Below are 15,072 nucleotides of genomic sequence, written 5' to 3'. Positions count from 1 at the left end.
AGAAGAACAACACATGCCCGACACCCAGCACCTGAACGCCGAGATCCGCGACATGCTCATGGACTGCGGCCTGTTCGACACCCTGCAGCCCGGTGATTTCCTCGCCGCCGCCGGCTACTTCAGCCTCACCGCCGTCGCCCAGGGCCAGACCCTGTTCAGCGAAGGCGACGCCGGCACCTTCATGTGCATCCTCCATCGTGGCGTGGTCTCGGTGCGCAAGACCGACGGCAACGGCGCCCAGGTGGAGATCGCTACCCTGCGCAAAGGCCGGGCCTTCGGCGAGATGGCCGTGCTCGACGGCGAACGCCGCTCGGCCACCTGCGTGGCCGCCAGCGACTGCCAGCTGCTGACCCTGGGCAAGGACGCGCTGGAAAAGATGCTCAACGAAGCGCCGCGCATCGCCGCACGGATCATCCGCGCCCTTGCCGTGGCCTTGTCCAAGCGCCTGCGCATGCAGGATGGCCAACGCCTGGCGCAGCAGGTCTAGCGACCCTTGTCAGGCGGTTTTGGTGGATCCTGAGTCAGCCCGGGCAACGGCTGGCCCTTGGGCGGCCCCGGCAGCGGCATCGGCGGCAACAGCGGCGCGCCCGGCCGGTTGGCGCCGGCCTTGGGCGGCGTGCTCGGGGTGATCTGCGGGTAAGGTGTCGGCGTCGCGTTGCCGGGCGCACCGGGGACCGTCGTGAGCGGCCGCTGCTGGCCCGCGGCGTCGGCCGTGGATACAGCGCCAAGCAACAGCGCGGCGAGGATCGCATGCAACATCGGCAGCCTCCTGTCAGAAACCTCCCTACAGGCTACGCCCAATGGCGCGATTTTGCCTGTCCGCCCGCCCCACAGGCGCGCTAGACTCAAAGGCATAACCGTCATTGCCCTGATCAGAAAAAAGGTAACACCATGAGCTCCACCTCCGACGCCACCGCCCGCCTCGACCGCATCCTCGCCGATGCCAAGCGCGACAAGGAAATGGGCTACCGCGACAAGGCGCTGAAGATGTACCCCCACGTCTGTGGCCGTTGCACCCGCGAGTTCTCCGGCAAGCGCCTGTCGGAACTGACCGTGCACCACCGCGACCACAACCACGACAACAACCCCCAGGACGGCTCCAACTGGGAGCTGCTGTGCCTGTACTGCCACGACAACGAGCACGCCCGCTACACCGACCAGCAGTATTTCAGCGAAGGTTCGCTGAGCACGCCGAAAGTCGCCGTGGCCACCCACAACCCGTTCGCCAACCTGGCCGCGCTGATGAAGAAAGACTGAACGTCGATTCGCGCCCCCGGCGTGCCGGCAAGCCCGTATAATCGCGCTCTTTTTTTGCGAAGGGCCCCGACACGTGGCGAACAAACGGTACAGCTGCATCGGCCTGTTCAACCCCAAATCCCCGGAAAACGTAGGCTCGGTGATGCGTGCCGCGGGCTGCTATGGCGTCAACTCGGTGTTCTACACCGGCAAGCGCTATGAGCGTGCCCGCGATTTCGTCACCGACACCAAGCGCGTGCACTACGACATCCCGCTGATCGGCATCGACGACCTGCAGCGCATCATTCCGCTGGGCTGCACCCCGGTGGCCGTGGAGCTGGTAGAAGGCGCACGGCCATTGCCTGAGTACACCCACCCGGACCGGGCGATCTACATCTTCGGACCTGAGGATGGCTCGTTGAGCGAAGACGTGCGGGGCTGGTGCGAAGAGACGATCTACATCCCGACAGAGGGCTGCATGAACCTGGCGGCGACGGTGAATGTGGTGCTGTACGACCGCATGGCCAAAGGCTTGAACACCCGTTCGGGGCCGAAGTTCAAGTAGCCCTCACGCCTTGCGCTCCCCAATCCGGCTCCCGTGCAATCCTGGCGTCTACGCGGCGAAATAAACGCTACCGTAGGCCGTTGCCGTTGTGCTTTTGCTTTTGCTTCTAAGCGCGCGATATCCCAGGCGACACAAATTGCGACTTCAGGAGGCCGAACGCAGGCCTTGCGGAGGGAGGTGACGGGCATCCATGCCCGTCACCTCCCTCCGCAAGCCCTGCGTTCGGCCTCCTGAAGTCGCAACTTGTATCGCCTGGGATATCGCGCGCTTAGAAGCAAAAGCAAAAGAACAACAACAACAACAACAACAACAACAACAACAACAACAACAGCAACAGCAACAGCAACAGCAACAGCAACAGCAACAGCAACAGCAACAGCAACAGCAACAGCAACAGCAACAGCAACAGCAACAGCAACAGCAACAGCAACAGCAACAGCAACAGCAACAGCAACAGCAACAGCAACAGCAACAGCAACAGCAACAGCAACAGCAACAGCAACAGCAACAGCAACAGCAACAGCAACAGAAACATCGAAACTTAGAAATTCTCCACAGTCGTTCAGCCACGGCAGCCAAACCATGTCACGACTGATTAAATACGCTGATCAAAATTTTCATTACAACCAACATGCTCGCCAACGGCACCCACAGCCAAGTGTTATAAACCAACCTTGCTCAGGATAGCCTCGAAGTTGACCGGGACAACCACGCGGAAAATTACACTGAACGCTTGCACGCTGGTCAAAGTCTGCTGGATATCACCAACCTGAGGAGATCTGGCAATGCACGATACCCATTGGACAACGGACGCACCGAAACACAATGTCCACGGCCTGGAGCGCGTCAGCTCCCTGGCTGGGGGCGCGTTGATGATCAGCAAGGGGCTGCGCCACGGTGGCCTGATAGGGATGTTGCAGGTTGCCGTCGGCGGCTTGGCGCTGGCCCGTGGCGTGAGCGGGCATTGCTCGACCAAGGCGTGGTGGTTGCGCCATCGCGCCGAATACCTGCGCCTGCATCGCGACATAGAACGAGGCGCTGCCGAGCTCAAGGCGCTGAAGGCCAGCGCCGAGGCGGCGACCCGTACCGCGACGGTAACCGGCGGTTGAAAGCATCGCGGGGCAAGCCCGCTCCCACGAGCCCACGTTCAAAATGATGTCCGGGGGCGTGGGAACGGGCTTGCCCCGCGATAGATCCTGCGCCTAGCGCAATACCTTGCTCTGCAACACCTCGGACTGTCGCCCGAGCACGTTCTCGCTGATCTGCACGAACTCCTCGGTGCTGACGCTCGACAGGCGCATCAGCGCGCGGGCGACGTCGTCCAGCGAGCGCTTGTCGTGGTGGTGCAGGCGAATCTCGCGATCCAGCGCCTGGAGCAGCAGCACGCCACGGGCCACCTGCGCGGCATCGGCCTTGGCACCCTTCAGGTGGGTCACCTTGGCCGCCAGCTTGTGCTGACGGGCCTGCAGCGCCTCGTAGCGATCATCGCTCATGCCGCCAGCGCGGCGCAGCAGCTCGGTGGCGTAGTAGTCGGCCAGGCTCTCGCCCAGCCAGTCGCTGCCGTCGCGGTCGTTGATCTGGGCGAACAACTGCACCAGTTCGCGCAGCACCGGGCTGGAGCCATTTTCGCTGACCAGCGGGCGCGTGCTGTGCAGGTACAGCGAGTTGTTGCCAGCCAGCACGCCCCGCCACATCTCGTCCCGGGCACCGACCAGCAGCAGCTTCGGCGGGTTGCGCGGGAACACCGCCTGCAACTGCGGCCAGACGAAGGTCAGCAAGGTCAGCGTGTCCATGCGCCGCATACCCTGGCCCTGCGGCGCGGCCACGGTCACCTCGGTGTCGCCCAGGCGCGCCCGACGGCTGCCCAGGTTGCCGGCGAGCATCCAGCCGGTGGGGCGGTCGAACAGCCGCGACACATCGTCGATACGGAATTTCTGCCGGCCGATGCGTGGCCAGGCGGTTTCGACGCTTTTCCAGCCCGCCGGCAGGTCGAAGGTCAGCCGCGAGACCAGTTCGGTGCCGTCCTGCTGGTCGAGGCGCGCCGGCGGCACCAGCTGGTCGCCGCGAAACAGCGCCCAGTGCGGCGTGATGCGTGCCTCATGGGCGGCGCCTCGGGGTTGCTGGTCGAGCAGCACACGGTAACTGAGGCTGGTCTTGCCCGCCGCCGGGTGCCAGACGCCACGCCCGTTCTGCACCTGCCACTGGCCATCGGCGAGAAAATCGCTGTAGGCACCGGGCTTGCCCAGGTCGAAGTCCAGGCTGCGCACCGCGCTGCCGTCGGCCAGGGTCAGGCGCACCTCGGCCTGGCCGCTCTGCGGCAGCAGGCGCACCTGATAATCGAGGTCGACTTTCTTCGCCAGGACCTGCGAACTGGCCAGCAGGCCGACAACCAGCAATAACGGGCGACGCATAAAAAACTCCTTGTTTCCCGGACACTCAACCCGCGCGGAAGATCAGATGGTCTTCCCAGTCGTCTTCATCCACGTCGTTTTCGCTGAGCATGCGCCCCGACCGGGAAATGCGCTGCTCGTGTACCTGCTGGCGATCACCGCTGATCAGGTGGTGCCAGGCCGGCAGGTCCTGTCCTTCGCTGACCAGGCGATAGCCGCAGGTGGGCGGCAGCCACTTGAACTGGTCGGCCTTGCCGGGGGTGAGCTGGATGCAGTCGGGAACGTGTTCGAAGCGATTGGGGTAGTCGCTGCACTGGCAGGTCTGCAGGTCCAGCAGCTTGCAGGCGATGCTCGTGTAATAGACGCTGTTGTCTTCCTCGTCCTCGAGTTTCTGCAGGCAGCACAGGCCACAGCCGTCGCAGAGCGACTCCCACTCCTGGTCATCGAGCTGGTCGAGGGTCTTGCGCCGCCAGAAGGGCGCGGTATCGGCGATCATCACACGGTTTCCTGCAGTCAACGTCAAGCCGCGGCGCGCGGCGGCGCCAGTCTAGAGGCAGTCCGGCGGCAACGCCAGACCGCTTGTCAGTGCTCACCGGACGCAGTAGCGTGCGGTATTTTCCCCCGCCCTTGCAGGAGCACCCATGAGCGCCACCCCACGCATCGCCGACTATGCCATCAACGAGCAGTTCATCAATCGCTGGTCGCCCCGCGCCTTCACCGCCGAGCCGATCAGCCAGGAAACCCTGCTGAGCTTCCTCGAGGCCGCGCGCTGGGCGCCTTCGGCCTACAACTCGCAGCCGTGGCGGTTCCTCTACGCCCGCCGCGATACGCCAAGCTGGGAGCGCTACCTGGGTATCCTCAACGAGTTCAACCGCAGCTGGGCGCAGCACGCTTCGGCGCTGGTGCTGATCATCTCCAAGACCACCTTCGCCGCGCCCGGCTCCGATGAGGAAAAGCCTGCACTGTGGCACACCTTCGATACCGGTTCGGCCTGGGGCCATCTGGCGCTGCAGGCGAGCATCAGCGGCTGGCACAGCCACGGCATGGCCGGTTTCGACCAGGACCTGGCCCGCCGCGAGCTGAAAATTCCCGAGGGCTACGCGCTGCATGCAATGGTGGCGATCGGCAAGCTGGGTGACAAGGCGACCCTGGCCGAAGGCCTGCAGGCCCGCGAAGTGCCGAGCCCGCGCCGGCCGCTGAGCGAGCTGGCGGCCGAGGGTGAGTTCAGCCTGTAATTCTCTGTCGCCTGGGCCGGCCTCTTCGCGGGCAAGCCCGCTCCCACAGGTGTGTCACTGCTCTTGTGAGCGGTGATATCCCTGTGGGAGCGGGTTTACCCGCGAAGAGGCCGGTTCAGGTCAATAGCCTCGCTGGAAATCCACCTCGCCCCGCAGTGCCTGCTCCGCCACATACGCCCGCGCATTCGCGACGAACAACCGCACCATCGCCGTCGGCGAGGTCGGCGCCGAGCTGTGTCCGGTCAGCAGCAGCCCCCAGGCGGTCCAGAACGGATGGCGCTGGGGCAAGGGTTCCTGGCGACAGACATCGATCACCGCGCCAGCCAGGTGGCCCTGCTTGAGCGCCTCGACCAGGTCGGCATCGACCACCGCCACGCCACGCCCGGCATTGATGAACAAGGCGCTGGGGCGGAAGCACTTGAACAGCGCCGCATCGTACAGGTCGTGGGTGGCCGGGGTATCGGGCAGCAGGTTGATTACGTAGTCGGCCTGGCCGACCAGGCGCGGCAACTGGTCGAGGCCCGCCACTTCGACGAAGGGCGCCTGCTCACGGGCACTGCTGGCCACCCCGTACAAGATGACACCAAAGGGCACGAGAAACTCGGCAACTTGCTGACCGATATCTCCGGTACCGACGATCAGCACCCGCCGCCCTTCCAGGGTCCGCCCCGGGCGATCATCCCAGCGCCGCTCGACCTGGCTGACCAGGCGCGACAGCACATCGCGCTCATGGCCGAGCATGTAGGTCAGCATGTACTCGGCCATCACCTGGCCGAAGATGCCCACCGCCCGTGTCAGGCGGTAATCGCGTGGCAGGCCGTCGGCCAGCAACGGGGTGATACCAGCCCAGGTCGACTGCATCCAGCGGGGCTTGTGGCCCTGGCGCAACAGGCTGGCCAGCAGGTCCGGCTGGCCCAGCCACACCGGACAGTCGGGGGCCAGGCGCGCCAGTTCGGCGGAGTCGCCACTGGTCAGGACCTCAAGGTCCGGCGCTGCCTCGCCCAGCAGGCGAGCATAGTTGGCATGATCCTGTTCAGCGATCAGAACGCGCATGTGAAACACAACCTTGGCAAACAACGGAAGCGGCCCGCCAGGCGGGCCGCAGTCAGAGAGGGGATCGCGCCTGGATCAGGCCGGGTCGTTGCGGCGCAGCAGTTCTTCGGGCAGGTGCTCGATGTACTCGTCATCCGGCGGCGGCATCTGCAGGTGGTAGCCCTGGTTGTCGAGGTTCTCCAGCACCTTGGCGATGTCCTCGCGGGCCAGCTTGCGCTCGGGCGTCAGCACCAGGTCGAAGGCATGCACCGGGGTGCCGAAGAACGGCAGCAGCGCCTCCGGCACACGCTCCAGGCCCTCGGCCTTGAGCACGTAGAGGTACATTTCGTTCTTGCGTGGGCTCTTGTAGATCGAGCAGATACGTTTCATCGGGAATCTCCGGCGCCCGCCAGGTCGTCCAGCAGGGCCTGGCCCATGCGCTCGCGACGCCAGCCGCGCAGCGCATCGGGCAGTTGATAGGGACCGTCGGGGTAGCCGCTCTTGAGCAGGGCTTCGAGGGCTTTCTTGCGCAGCATCAGTTCCGGGGCGATGCCCAGCCGCTCGCCTTCGGCCTGGCCGATGGCGCGCAGGCGCTTGAGAATGCCTGCGGCTTCGATCGGCAGCGGCTCGGGCAGCGGCTCGGGCCACTGCTCCTGAGGCTGGCTGGCGGCGCGCTTGATCAGCTGGATCAGTTGCTCACCGTCCTGGCGGATGGTGCGCGGGTGCATCTCGTCGATTTTCGCCAGCGCCGACGGGCTGTCTGGCTGGCTCCTGGCCATGGGCCACAGCGAGTGTTCCTTGAGGATGCGGTTGCGCGGCACATCGCGGCTGCGGGCCTCGCGCTCGCGCCAGGCGCACAGTTCGCGCAGCACGGCCAGTTGCTGGCGACCGAGCTTCCAGGCCAGCTTGACGTCGCGGTACAGGGTTTCGGGCTCGACTTCGCGGCGCAGCGCGGCGACCAGTTCGGCGCCGTCTTCCAGCACCCAGGCGTACTTGTCATCCGACAGGCGCGGGCGCAGGGCGTCGAACAGTTCGGCCAGGTGCACGGCGTCTTCGGCGGCGTAGCTGACCTGGGTGTCCGACAGCGGGCGTTGCAGCCAGTCCGAGCGGGTCTCGCCCTTGGGCAGTTCGAGCCCCAGCACCTCTTGCACCAGGCGCGAATAGCCCATGGAGAAACCGATGTTCAGGTAGCCGGCGGCCAGCTGGGTGTCGAACAACGGCTGGGGCAGCTTGCCGGTCAGGCGCAGCAGCACTTCCAGGTCCTCGCTGCAGGCATGCAGCACCTTGACCACGCCGCTGTCCTCGAGCAGCCCGGCCAGCGGCTGCCAGTCGCGGATCAGCAGGGGGTCGATGAGATAGGCGCACTGGCCGACGCCGATCTGGATCAGGCCGGCCTTGGGGTAGAAGGTGTCGACCCGCATGAATTCGGTGTCGAGGGCCACGAAGGGCTGTTCGCGCCAGCTTCGGCAGTGTTCGGCCAGGGTCTGGTCGTCACGGATCCAGTGTATTTCGATGGCCACGAGGCTCTCCCACTAACATTGGCGCGCAGTATATACGGCGCGGCCCCTGGGGGTGAAACCTCGCGCCATCCATGGTGCCGGGCGGTCGACCGCTCAGCGTTTGGCCGCCAGCCACGGCCGGCAGCTGGCGAACATGTCCAGCGATCGCTGGTAGACCTCGGTGCGCACCTGCAGCAGGCCGAGCATCGAGTGGAACAGGTTGTCCTGGGACAACGGCGCATCGCGCAGCTTGCCCAGGCAATCGGTGTCCAGGCCGAAGTCCTGGCGGTAGCTGTCGGAGAACCAGGCCAGCAGCGGCACATGCTTCTGCTGGTCCGGCGCGATCATGTAGGGCGTGCCGTGCAGGAACAGGTTGTACTCGCCCAGCGACTCGCCATGGTCTGAAAGATAGATCATCGCGGTGTCGACCTTGTCCTGTCGGCTGCGCAAGGTATCGATCAGGGTGGCCAGCACCTTGTCGGTGTAGGCCAGGGTGTTGTCGTAGCCGTTGACGATCTCCTGCTGGCTGCACTGGTTCAGGGCGTTGCTGCGGCACACCGGGGAGAAGGGTTCGTTGCCCGCGGGGTAGCGCTTGAAGTATTCGGGGCCATGGCTGCCCATCTGGTGCAGCACCAGCACGGTGTCCTGGTCGAGGTTGTCCAGCAGCTCGGCCAGGCCCTGCAGCAGGATCTCGTCATGGCACTCGCCACTGGCGCACAGCGCCGGGTCCTTGAGGTTGCTCACATCGATGAACTGCACCCGGTCGCAGGTGCCCTTGCAGCCGGACTGGTTGTCACGCCACTGCACCGCCAGGCCCGCGCGCTGGAGGATGTCGAGCAGGCCCTCGCGGTTCTTGGCCACGCGGGCGTCGTAGTCCTTGCGCGGCATGCCGGAAAACATGCAGGGCACCGACACGGCGGTCTCGGTGCCGCAGGAGTGGACGTCGGTGAAGCTCAGCAGGCCCTGCTCCTTGGCCAGCCGCGGCGTGGTATTGCGGGCATAGCCGAGCAGGCCGAAGTTGTCCGCCCGGGCACTCTCGCCGACCACCAGCACGGTCAGCGACTTGCGCGCATGCTGCTGCCAGGCGCTATCGCGACGGGCGTCTTCGCCATAGCGCTGAAATGGCCGGGTGGCGCTGCCCACCTGTTCGCTGACATAACCGATGGAGGCCCCGACAATGTTGCTCGGCGTGAGCATCAGGCGCAGTTCATGGTGATTGCGAAACAACGACGCCAACCCCTGGTAGTTGACCAGCGCCACCGAACCCAGGGCCGCGACACAGGCCCCACTCACCACCAGCTTGCCCAGCAGTTCGCGGTGCCAGGGGCGATAGGCGATCCTGGCCTTCCACACCAGCAGCGACGGCAGCACACCGAGCAGCAGGATATACAGGGCAAACTTCAGCGAGAGCAGATCGCGTACTTCTGCCACATTGGTTTCGGCAACATTGCGGAACATGCCGGCATCAATAAGCACACCATATTGATTCATGAAGTAAGCGACACTTGCACCGCTGAGGAACAACACGATCAATACCGGTTTCAGGACATAACGAAACGCCAGCAAGGTAAGTATGAGATTGAAGGCGAACAGCATCAGCACGGCGAACGCCAGGCTCAGCCACAGCCCCACCATGCCCGGCGGCACGATGGATTCCAGGTGTTGCCAAAGCAAGCTATTGAAGCCGATCAACAGGTACAGGCTGGCCAGCAACGTGACCCATTCGGTCCGCAGGGATTTGAGTTTCAGCATGGCGTTCGCAACAAGAGTTCATCAGCGGCCAACACGCCCGGACGGGCAGGTTGGGAAGTTGGCCGAACTCTAGAAAGCCTAGCATCAATTTTTTGTGAAAAAGACGCCAACAATTAGTATGCCGACGTCTTTCATCCATTAAACAACTTTCATTCAGCTGCCATTCAGCCAGGCAGGCGAAGTTTGGCGTACGGCTCACGATCGATGTCCAGAACCTCGACGCACAGCTGGATGTCCAGGCCGGGTTGGCCGGGGATCGCCTCGCGCAGCACCTCGAGCAAGCTGTTGGACAGCTGCTGTTTAACTTGCGGCGTGCGCCCGCTGAGGATCGCCAGGCGCACATGGGCGAAGGCTCGCTCGCCCGGCGCGGTACCGACCCGGTACTGGGCGAAGGCCTGGGCACGGCTCTTGATATCCAGCTCTTCGGCAAACTGGCCGCTGCCGACCAGGGCGTGGTTCAGGCGCAGCAGCAGCACGTCGACATTGAGCTCGCGCAGGTTGTCGCTGTATTCCAGGTTCAGGTGAGGCATGGCGCAGGTTCCGGTTACGCAGGGATGGGCGACAGCCTAACCCAGTCCCGCAATGCGGCAAAGGCGACTATCCTCTTGGTTCAGGTTCGCTTACCAACCCTGAGAGAGGTGGAGAAATGCCAGTTCCGCACAATCTATTTGAAGACCTTGGCGTAAAGGAAGATGACTTCAATGCGCTTGCGAAGGAAAACCACAAACTCGCAGAGCTGAAGAAACGCTACACCGAAAAGGATCATGACATTGAGAACGTTGAGAAAACCGGCCTCACTACGGATGACAACCTCAATCGACTTCGAAAAGAACGCGCTCTGATCAAGGAAGAGATCGAACGGATCGTCCATCCGCCCAAATCCTGACTGAACCAGAACATTTGCCGGCCTCTTCGCGGGTAAACCCGCTCCCACAGGGCCACCACCCACATTGAAATCAGTACAGTACCTGTGGGAGCGGGTTTACCCGCGAATGGGCCGGCAGCCATCACACGGAAGCTGAAGCCTTCAGCGCCGCGTCCAGGTCCTCGATCAGGTCCCGGTAATCCTCGATCCCGATCGACAACCGCACCAGGTTCTCGCTGATCCCCATCACGCCCTTCTGCTCCGGGCTCAGGGAGTTGTGCGACATGCTCCAGGAGTGGTTGATCATGCTCTCCACCCCACCCAGCGAATCGGCCAGGACAAAGATCGACAGCGCCTCGACCAGGCGGTTGACCGCGGCCCGATCCCCCTTGATGCGCAGCGCCACCACCGCACCGCCGGTGCGCATCTGGCGCTTGCTCAACTCATGCTGCGGGTGGCTTTCCAGCCCCGGGTAGTAGACCTGCTCGACCTGCGGATGCTGTTCGAGGAACTGCGCCACGCGCAGGGCGTTGGCGCTCTGGCGCTCCATGCGCACGTCGAGGGTCTTCAGCCCGCGCAGCGCCAGGTAGCAGTCGAACGGCCCCTGGATCGCGCCGACCGCCATGCTGATCTTGCGCAAACGGCCCAGCAGTTCGTGATTGGCCGCCACCACCACGCCACCGGTCAGGTCGGAGTGGCCGCCGATGTACTTGCTCGCCGAATGCATCACCAGGTCCACGCCCAGGGTGATCGGCTGCTGGTTCCAGGGCGAGCAGAAGGTGTTGTCGATGCAGGTCATCACCCCACGGGCGCGGGCCAGGTCGCAGACCGCCTTGATGTCCACCAGGTGCAGCAGCGGGTTGGTCGGCGACTCGATCCAGATCAGTTGGGTGTCCGGGCGGATCGCCGCGGCCACGGCCTCGACGTCGTTGAGGTCGACATAGGTGGTGGTCAGGCCCGAGGTGCGTCCGCGGTAGTCTTCCAGCAGGCGGAAGGTGCCGCCGTAGACACCGTTCATCACCACCACATGGGCGTCCTTGGACAGCAGCTCGAGCACCGTGGCGGTGGCGCTGACGCCCGAGGCGCAGGCGACCGCGCCGACGCCCTCCTCCAGTGCGGCCACGCAGGTCTCGTAGGCGTGTCGGGTCGGGTTGCTGACACGGCTGTAGGCGTATTCGGGGTTGTCGTCCAGGCCGCGCTTGATGAACGAGCTGGAAGTGACGATGGCCGGGAAGATGGCGTTGTCGGCGACGCTGGACTGCTCACCGGCGTGGATGGTGCGGGTGGCGAAATTGCGCGGTTTGTCGGACATGGTCGGGTCCATTGACTGAGGATGGAAAACCGCCACTATCTCATATCCGAAAGGCCCGGGCGCCAACAGAACGTTGCTGTCGAAGAACCAGCCGAAAGGCTTTCAACGTTCGCCTCGTACGGCTAACCTTGGAAAACTTTCCCTCAAACCTGCCAGATGACGCCATGGACAGTTTCGACCAGCACATCCTCACCCTGCTCCAACGTGATGCGTCGCTGTCCCTCAAGGACCTGGCCGAGGCGGTCAACCTGTCTACCACGCCGTGCTGGAAGCGGGTCAAGCGCCTGGAAGAGGAAGGCTACATCCGCGGCCGCGTCGCCCTGCTCGACCCCGAGCGCCTGGGCCTGGGCCTGACGGTGTTCGTCCAGCTCAAGACCCAGCGCCACGACAGCGCCTGGCTGGCGCAGTTCGCCGCCACGGTGACGGCATTCGAGGAGGTGATGGAGGTGTACCGCATGTCCGGTGACTGGGACTACATGCTGCGGGTGGTGGTGGGCGACATCGCCGCTTACGACCGCTTCTACAAGAAGCTGATTACCAGCACCGACGGGCTGTCGAACATCACCTCCAGCTTTGCCATGGAGCAGATGAAGTACACCACGGCGTATCCGGTACGTCGCTGAAAGTGCAACAGCACGCCCCTCTTCTGTAGGAGCGGCCTTGTGCCGCGAAAGGGGCGCGCAGCGCCCCCGGGTTTTCGGCATCATGCGAGATTGTCGGGGCTGCTTCGCAGCCCTTTCGCGGCACAAGGCCGCTCCTACACTGCCGTGGTGATCGCCTCGATGCGGTTACCAGGTTTGGCCTTCTCCAGCTTGATCACCACGAACTTCGAGGTCGGCGTATAGGTCCCTTCGCCATAACTCTCCAGCGGCACCAGCGGGTTGGTCTCCGGATAGTAGGCCGCCGCCTGGCCTTGCGGCACGTCATAGGCCACCAGGCGGAACCCCGAAACCCGCCGCTCACGGCCATCCTCCCAGAGCGACACCAGGTCCACCTGCTCGCCCGGCTCGAAGCCCAGCCGGCGGATGTCCGCCTCATTGACGAACACCACCTCGCGCAGGCCGAACACCCCACGGTAGCGGTCGTCCAGACCGTACAGCGTGGTGTTGTACTGGTCGTGGGAACGCAGGGTCTGCAGGATCAGGTCGGGCCTGTCGCCACGGGCCAGTACCTGGGTGTTGACCAGTTGCTCCGGCAGCGGGCTGGGGGTGAAGCGCGCCTTGCCGGTGGCGGTGCGGAAGTTGCGGTCGGCGGCGTTGTTGCCCAGGTGGAAGCCACCAGGATGCTGCAGGCGCTCGTTGAATTCGCTGAAGCCCGGGATGACGTCGGCGATCATGCTGCGGATGCGAGCGTAGTCGGCAATCGCGTAGTCCCAGTCGATCGGCTTGCTGCCCAGGGTGGCCTTGGCCATGCCGGCGACGATGGCCGGCTCCGAGCGCAGCAGCGGCGAGCGCGGTTTCAGCTGGCCATGGGAGATGTGCACCATGCTGAAGGTGTCTTCCACAGTGACGCCTTGCGGCCCTTCGGCCTGGATGTCGATCTCGGTGCGGCCCAGGCACGGCAGGATCAACGCATCACGCCCAGTCACCAGGTGCGAGCGGTTGAGCTTGGTGGAAATCTGCACGGTCAGTTCGCAGTTGCGCAAGGCCTCATGGGTGCGCGGCGTATCCGGGGTGGCCTGGGCGAAGTTGCCGCCCAGGGCAATGAACACCTTGGCCCGTCTCTCCTCCATGGCCTGGATCGCCAGCACCGCATTGTGGCCATGCTCGCGAGGTACCTTGAACTGGAAGCGTTTCTCGAGTGCATCGAGCAGCGCCGCCTTGGGCTTCTCGTCGATACCCATGGTGCGGTCGCCCTGCACGTTGCTGTGACCACGCACCGGCGACAGGCCGGCACCTGGCTTGCCGACGTTGCCGCGCAACAGCTGCAGGTTGACGATCTCCTGCACGGTCGGCACCGAATGGCGGTGCTGGGTCACGCCCATGGCCCAGCACATGATCACCCGCTCGGCCTTGCGGTACATGCGCGCGGCCAGCTCGATCTCGGCCTTGCTCAGGCCCGACTGCTCGATGATGTGTTCCCACGGCGTGGTATCAACCAGCGTCAGATAATCCTCGACACCGCTGGTGTGCTCGGCAATGAACGCGTGATCGAACACGGGTGGCTCATCGTTCAACTGCGCCTCGCGCTCCCACTGCAGGAGGAACTTGGCGATCCCGCGCATGGCCGCCATGTCGCCGCCCAGTGCAGGACGGAAGTAGGCGGTGTTGGTCGGTTCGGAGCCGTTGCTGAGCATCTCGAACGGGTGCTGCGGGTGCTGGAAGCGCTCCAGGCCCCGCTCCTTGAGCGGGTTGAAGCAGACCACCTGGGCGCCGCGCTTGACCGCCTCGCGCAGCGGTTCGAGCATGCGCGGGTGGTTGGTGCCAGGGTTCTGGCCGATGACGAAGATCGCATCGGCCAGCTCCAGGTCATGGAACACCACGGTGCCCTTGCCCACGCCGAGGGTTTCGGCCATGCCGACTCCACTGGCCTCGTGGCACATGTTCGAGCAGTCGGGGAAGTTGTTGGTGCCATAGGCGCGCACGAACAACTGGTAGAGGAACGCCGCCTCGTTGCTGGCCCGACCCGAGGTGTAGAACTCGGCCTGGTCCGGCGACTCGAGGCCGTTGAGGTGCCGGGCGATCAGGGCAAACGCTTCGTCCCAGCTGGTTTCGACGTAATGGTCGGTGGCCGCGTCGTAGCGCATCGGGTGGGTGATACGGCCCTGGTATTCGAGCCAGTAGTCGGTCTGCTCGAGCAGGGCGCTGACGCTGTAGCGGGCGAAGAACGCCGGATCCACCGAGCGGCCGGTGGCCTCCCAGTTGACCGCCTTGGCGCCGTTCTCGCAGAACTTGACCATGTCACTTTCCGGCGACTCGCCCCAGGCACAGCCCGGGCAGTCGAAACCGCCGTTCTGGTTGGTCTTGAGCATGGCCCGCAGGTTCTTGAAGGCGTTCTCGCTGCCCAGCCAGCTCTTGGTCACGCTTTTGAGCGCGCCCCAGCCGGCGGCCGGCCCCTTGTAGTCCCTGATGTGTTCGTCCTGGCTCATGCTGCGCTTCTCCGCACGGTGTTTTTTCCAGCCTAAGAAGCCGCTCCCAGTGCGTCCAATCGAAATAAATGACAGCGTGATAAACCGTCTCGATCACC

General features: G+C 64.3%; 18 protein-coding genes. 7 read left to right on the top strand and 11 right to left on the bottom strand.

Translation table 11 applies throughout. From position 1 onward, the window contains the following. Positions 1-13 precede the first annotated feature (13 nt). Positions 14-487 carry a cyclic nucleotide-binding domain-containing protein gene (locus tag ACZ899_RS26075; protein ID WP_050704322.1) on the top strand — a complete coding sequence of 158 codons (474 nt, stop codon included), beginning with the start codon at positions 14-16 and terminating at the stop codon, positions 485-487. Here the strand turns inward: ACZ899_RS26075 and ACZ899_RS26070 are convergent. Next, positions 484-759 (bottom strand): hypothetical protein, encoded by a 276-nt coding sequence (locus ACZ899_RS26070; protein WP_234560255.1) that lies wholly within the window; start codon positions 757-759, stop codon positions 484-486. The genes ACZ899_RS26075 and ACZ899_RS26070 overlap by 4 nt on opposite strands. Positions 760-891: 132 nt before the next feature. On the opposite strand from ACZ899_RS26070, the gene ACZ899_RS26065 reads away from it, so the two are divergent. Together ACZ899_RS26065 and ACZ899_RS26060 are read left to right on the top strand one after the other, a co-directional pair. Then, positions 892-1,257 (top strand): YajD family HNH nuclease, encoded by a 366-nt coding sequence (locus ACZ899_RS26065; RefSeq protein WP_050704320.1) that lies wholly within the window; start codon positions 892-894, stop codon positions 1,255-1,257. Between the two features lie 73 nt (positions 1,258-1,330). Then, a complete protein-coding gene (locus ACZ899_RS26060) occupies positions 1,331-1,801 on the top strand; it encodes an RNA methyltransferase (RefSeq protein ID WP_016711941.1) in 471 nt (156 codons plus the stop codon). 268 nt (positions 1,802-2,069) lie between these two features. Here the strand turns inward: ACZ899_RS26060 and ACZ899_RS26055 are convergent, their stop codons facing one another. Continuing rightward, on the bottom strand, positions 2,070-2,336 hold the full coding sequence (locus ACZ899_RS26055) for a hypothetical protein (protein WP_485627958.1): 267 nt from the start codon (positions 2,334-2,336) through the stop codon (positions 2,070-2,072). Positions 2,337-2,586: 250 nt separating this feature from the next. On the opposite strand from ACZ899_RS26055, the gene ACZ899_RS26050 reads away from it, so the two are divergent. Continuing rightward, entirely contained in the window at positions 2,587-2,910 is a 324-nt protein-coding gene (locus ACZ899_RS26050; RefSeq protein WP_232857193.1) for a YgaP-like transmembrane domain, read from the top strand. 93 nt (positions 2,911-3,003) lie between these two features. Here ACZ899_RS26050 and ACZ899_RS26045 read toward each other — a convergent pair whose 3' ends face one another. Together ACZ899_RS26045 and ACZ899_RS26040 are read right to left on the bottom strand one after the other, a co-directional pair. Beyond that, positions 3,004-4,212, bottom strand: a complete 1,209-nt coding sequence (locus ACZ899_RS26045) for a hypothetical protein (protein ID WP_234560253.1) — start codon at positions 4,210-4,212, stop codon at positions 3,004-3,006. Positions 4,213-4,237: 25 nt separating this feature from the next. Next, the gene (locus ACZ899_RS26040) at positions 4,238-4,687 is read right to left on the bottom strand and encodes a YcgN family cysteine cluster protein (RefSeq protein WP_203651332.1); all 450 of its coding nucleotides are present in this window, start codon (positions 4,685-4,687) and stop codon (positions 4,238-4,240) included. Positions 4,688-4,832: 145 nt separating this feature from the next. Here ACZ899_RS26040 and ACZ899_RS26035 point away from each other — a divergent pair, with 145 nt between their 5' ends. Beyond that, positions 4,833-5,426 carry a nitroreductase family protein gene (locus ACZ899_RS26035; protein WP_203651331.1) on the top strand — a complete coding sequence of 198 codons (594 nt, stop codon included), beginning with the start codon at positions 4,833-4,835 and terminating at the stop codon, positions 5,424-5,426. A gap of 120 nt (positions 5,427-5,546) precedes the next feature. Here ACZ899_RS26035 and ACZ899_RS26030 read toward each other — a convergent pair whose 3' ends face one another. The 5 genes from ACZ899_RS26030 to ACZ899_RS26010 all read right to left on the bottom strand — a co-directional run bounded on the left by ACZ899_RS26030 (position 5,547) and on the right by ACZ899_RS26010 (position 10,239). Continuing rightward, the gene (locus ACZ899_RS26030) at positions 5,547-6,479 is read right to left on the bottom strand and encodes a D-2-hydroxyacid dehydrogenase (RefSeq protein ID WP_234560252.1); all 933 of its coding nucleotides are present in this window, start codon (positions 6,477-6,479) and stop codon (positions 5,547-5,549) included. A 75-nt stretch (positions 6,480-6,554) separates the two neighbouring features. Next, the gene (locus tag ACZ899_RS26025; protein ID WP_234560251.1) at positions 6,555-6,848 is read right to left on the bottom strand and encodes a YcgL domain-containing protein; all 294 of its coding nucleotides are present in this window, start codon (positions 6,846-6,848) and stop codon (positions 6,555-6,557) included. Next, complete coding sequence (rnd, locus tag ACZ899_RS26020) at positions 6,845-7,978, bottom strand: ribonuclease D (RefSeq protein WP_234560250.1); 1,134 nt, start codon at positions 7,976-7,978, stop codon at positions 6,845-6,847. The genes ACZ899_RS26025 and rnd overlap by 4 nt, the downstream gene beginning before the upstream one ends. A 93-nt stretch (positions 7,979-8,071) precedes the next feature. Then, complete coding sequence (locus ACZ899_RS26015; protein WP_234560249.1) at positions 8,072-9,709, bottom strand: phosphoethanolamine transferase; 1,638 nt, start codon at positions 9,707-9,709, stop codon at positions 8,072-8,074. Positions 9,710-9,873: 164 nt separating this feature from the next. Further along, a complete protein-coding gene (locus tag ACZ899_RS26010; protein ID WP_050704312.1) occupies positions 9,874-10,239 on the bottom strand; it encodes a 5-carboxymethyl-2-hydroxymuconate Delta-isomerase in 366 nt (121 codons plus the stop codon). A gap of 116 nt (positions 10,240-10,355) precedes the next feature. On the opposite strand from ACZ899_RS26010, the gene ACZ899_RS26005 reads away from it, so the two are divergent. Next, a complete protein-coding gene (locus tag ACZ899_RS26005) occupies positions 10,356-10,595 on the top strand; it encodes an HP1242/YdcH family protein (RefSeq protein ID WP_081100331.1) in 240 nt (79 codons plus the stop codon). Positions 10,596-10,716: 121 nt separating this feature from the next. Here the strand turns inward: ACZ899_RS26005 and ACZ899_RS26000 are convergent, their stop codons facing one another. Then, the gene (locus tag ACZ899_RS26000) at positions 10,717-11,898 is read right to left on the bottom strand and encodes a trans-sulfuration enzyme family protein (RefSeq protein ID WP_203651326.1); all 1,182 of its coding nucleotides are present in this window, start codon (positions 11,896-11,898) and stop codon (positions 10,717-10,719) included. Positions 11,899-12,050: 152 nt separating this feature from the next. Between ACZ899_RS26000 and ACZ899_RS25995 the strand changes: the two genes are divergently transcribed. Then, entirely contained in the window at positions 12,051-12,509 is a 459-nt protein-coding gene (locus ACZ899_RS25995; protein ID WP_050704309.1) for an Lrp/AsnC family transcriptional regulator, read from the top strand. 134 nt (positions 12,510-12,643) lie between these two features. On the opposite strand, the gene ACZ899_RS25990 is transcribed toward ACZ899_RS25995, so the two are convergent. Next, positions 12,644-14,974, bottom strand: a complete 2,331-nt coding sequence (locus ACZ899_RS25990) for an FdhF/YdeP family oxidoreductase (RefSeq protein WP_234560248.1) — start codon at positions 14,972-14,974, stop codon at positions 12,644-12,646. Positions 14,975-15,072 lie beyond the last annotated feature (98 nt).

It is taken from the genome of Pseudomonas sp. TE31087, from assembly GCF_057284075.1.
Note: the sequence above shows the minus strand (reverse complement) of the source record. Positions and strands in the feature narration are given on the sequence as shown.

Excerpts from the sequence above, each read along its gene's own strand:
- ACZ899_RS26055 (WP_485627958.1), bottom strand. The coding sequence starts at position 2,336 with ATGTTTCTGTTGCTGTTGCTGTTGCTGTTGCTGTTGCTGTTGCTGTTG.
- ACZ899_RS26015 (WP_234560249.1), bottom strand. The coding sequence starts at position 9,709 with ATGCTGAAACTCAAATCCCTGCGGACCGAATGGGTCACGTTGCTGGCC.
- ACZ899_RS26025 (WP_234560251.1), bottom strand. The coding sequence starts at position 6,848 with ATGAAACGTATCTGCTCGATCTACAAGAGCCCACGCAAGAACGAAATG.
- ACZ899_RS26050 (WP_232857193.1), top strand. The coding sequence starts at position 2,587 with ATGCACGATACCCATTGGACAACGGACGCACCGAAACACAATGTCCAC.
- ACZ899_RS26010 (WP_050704312.1), bottom strand. The coding sequence starts at position 10,239 with ATGCCTCACCTGAACCTGGAATACAGCGACAACCTGCGCGAGCTCAAT.
- ACZ899_RS26070 (WP_234560255.1), bottom strand. The coding sequence starts at position 759 with ATGTTGCATGCGATCCTCGCCGCGCTGTTGCTTGGCGCTGTATCCACG.
- ACZ899_RS26045 (WP_234560253.1), bottom strand. The coding sequence starts at position 4,212 with ATGCGTCGCCCGTTATTGCTGGTTGTCGGCCTGCTGGCCAGTTCGCAG.
- ACZ899_RS26075 (WP_050704322.1), top strand. The coding sequence starts at position 14 with ATGCCCGACACCCAGCACCTGAACGCCGAGATCCGCGACATGCTCATG.
- ACZ899_RS26065 (WP_050704320.1), top strand. The coding sequence starts at position 892 with ATGAGCTCCACCTCCGACGCCACCGCCCGCCTCGACCGCATCCTCGCC.
- ACZ899_RS26005 (WP_081100331.1), top strand. The coding sequence starts at position 10,356 with ATGCCAGTTCCGCACAATCTATTTGAAGACCTTGGCGTAAAGGAAGAT.
- ACZ899_RS26035 (WP_203651331.1), top strand. The coding sequence starts at position 4,833 with ATGAGCGCCACCCCACGCATCGCCGACTATGCCATCAACGAGCAGTTC.
- ACZ899_RS25990 (WP_234560248.1), bottom strand. The coding sequence starts at position 14,974 with ATGAGCCAGGACGAACACATCAGGGACTACAAGGGGCCGGCCGCCGGC.
- ACZ899_RS26040 (WP_203651332.1), bottom strand. The coding sequence starts at position 4,687 with ATGATCGCCGATACCGCGCCCTTCTGGCGGCGCAAGACCCTCGACCAG.
- ACZ899_RS26030 (WP_234560252.1), bottom strand. The coding sequence starts at position 6,479 with ATGCGCGTTCTGATCGCTGAACAGGATCATGCCAACTATGCTCGCCTG.
- ACZ899_RS25995 (WP_050704309.1), top strand. The coding sequence starts at position 12,051 with ATGGACAGTTTCGACCAGCACATCCTCACCCTGCTCCAACGTGATGCG.
- ACZ899_RS26000 (WP_203651326.1), bottom strand. The coding sequence starts at position 11,898 with ATGGACCCGACCATGTCCGACAAACCGCGCAATTTCGCCACCCGCACC.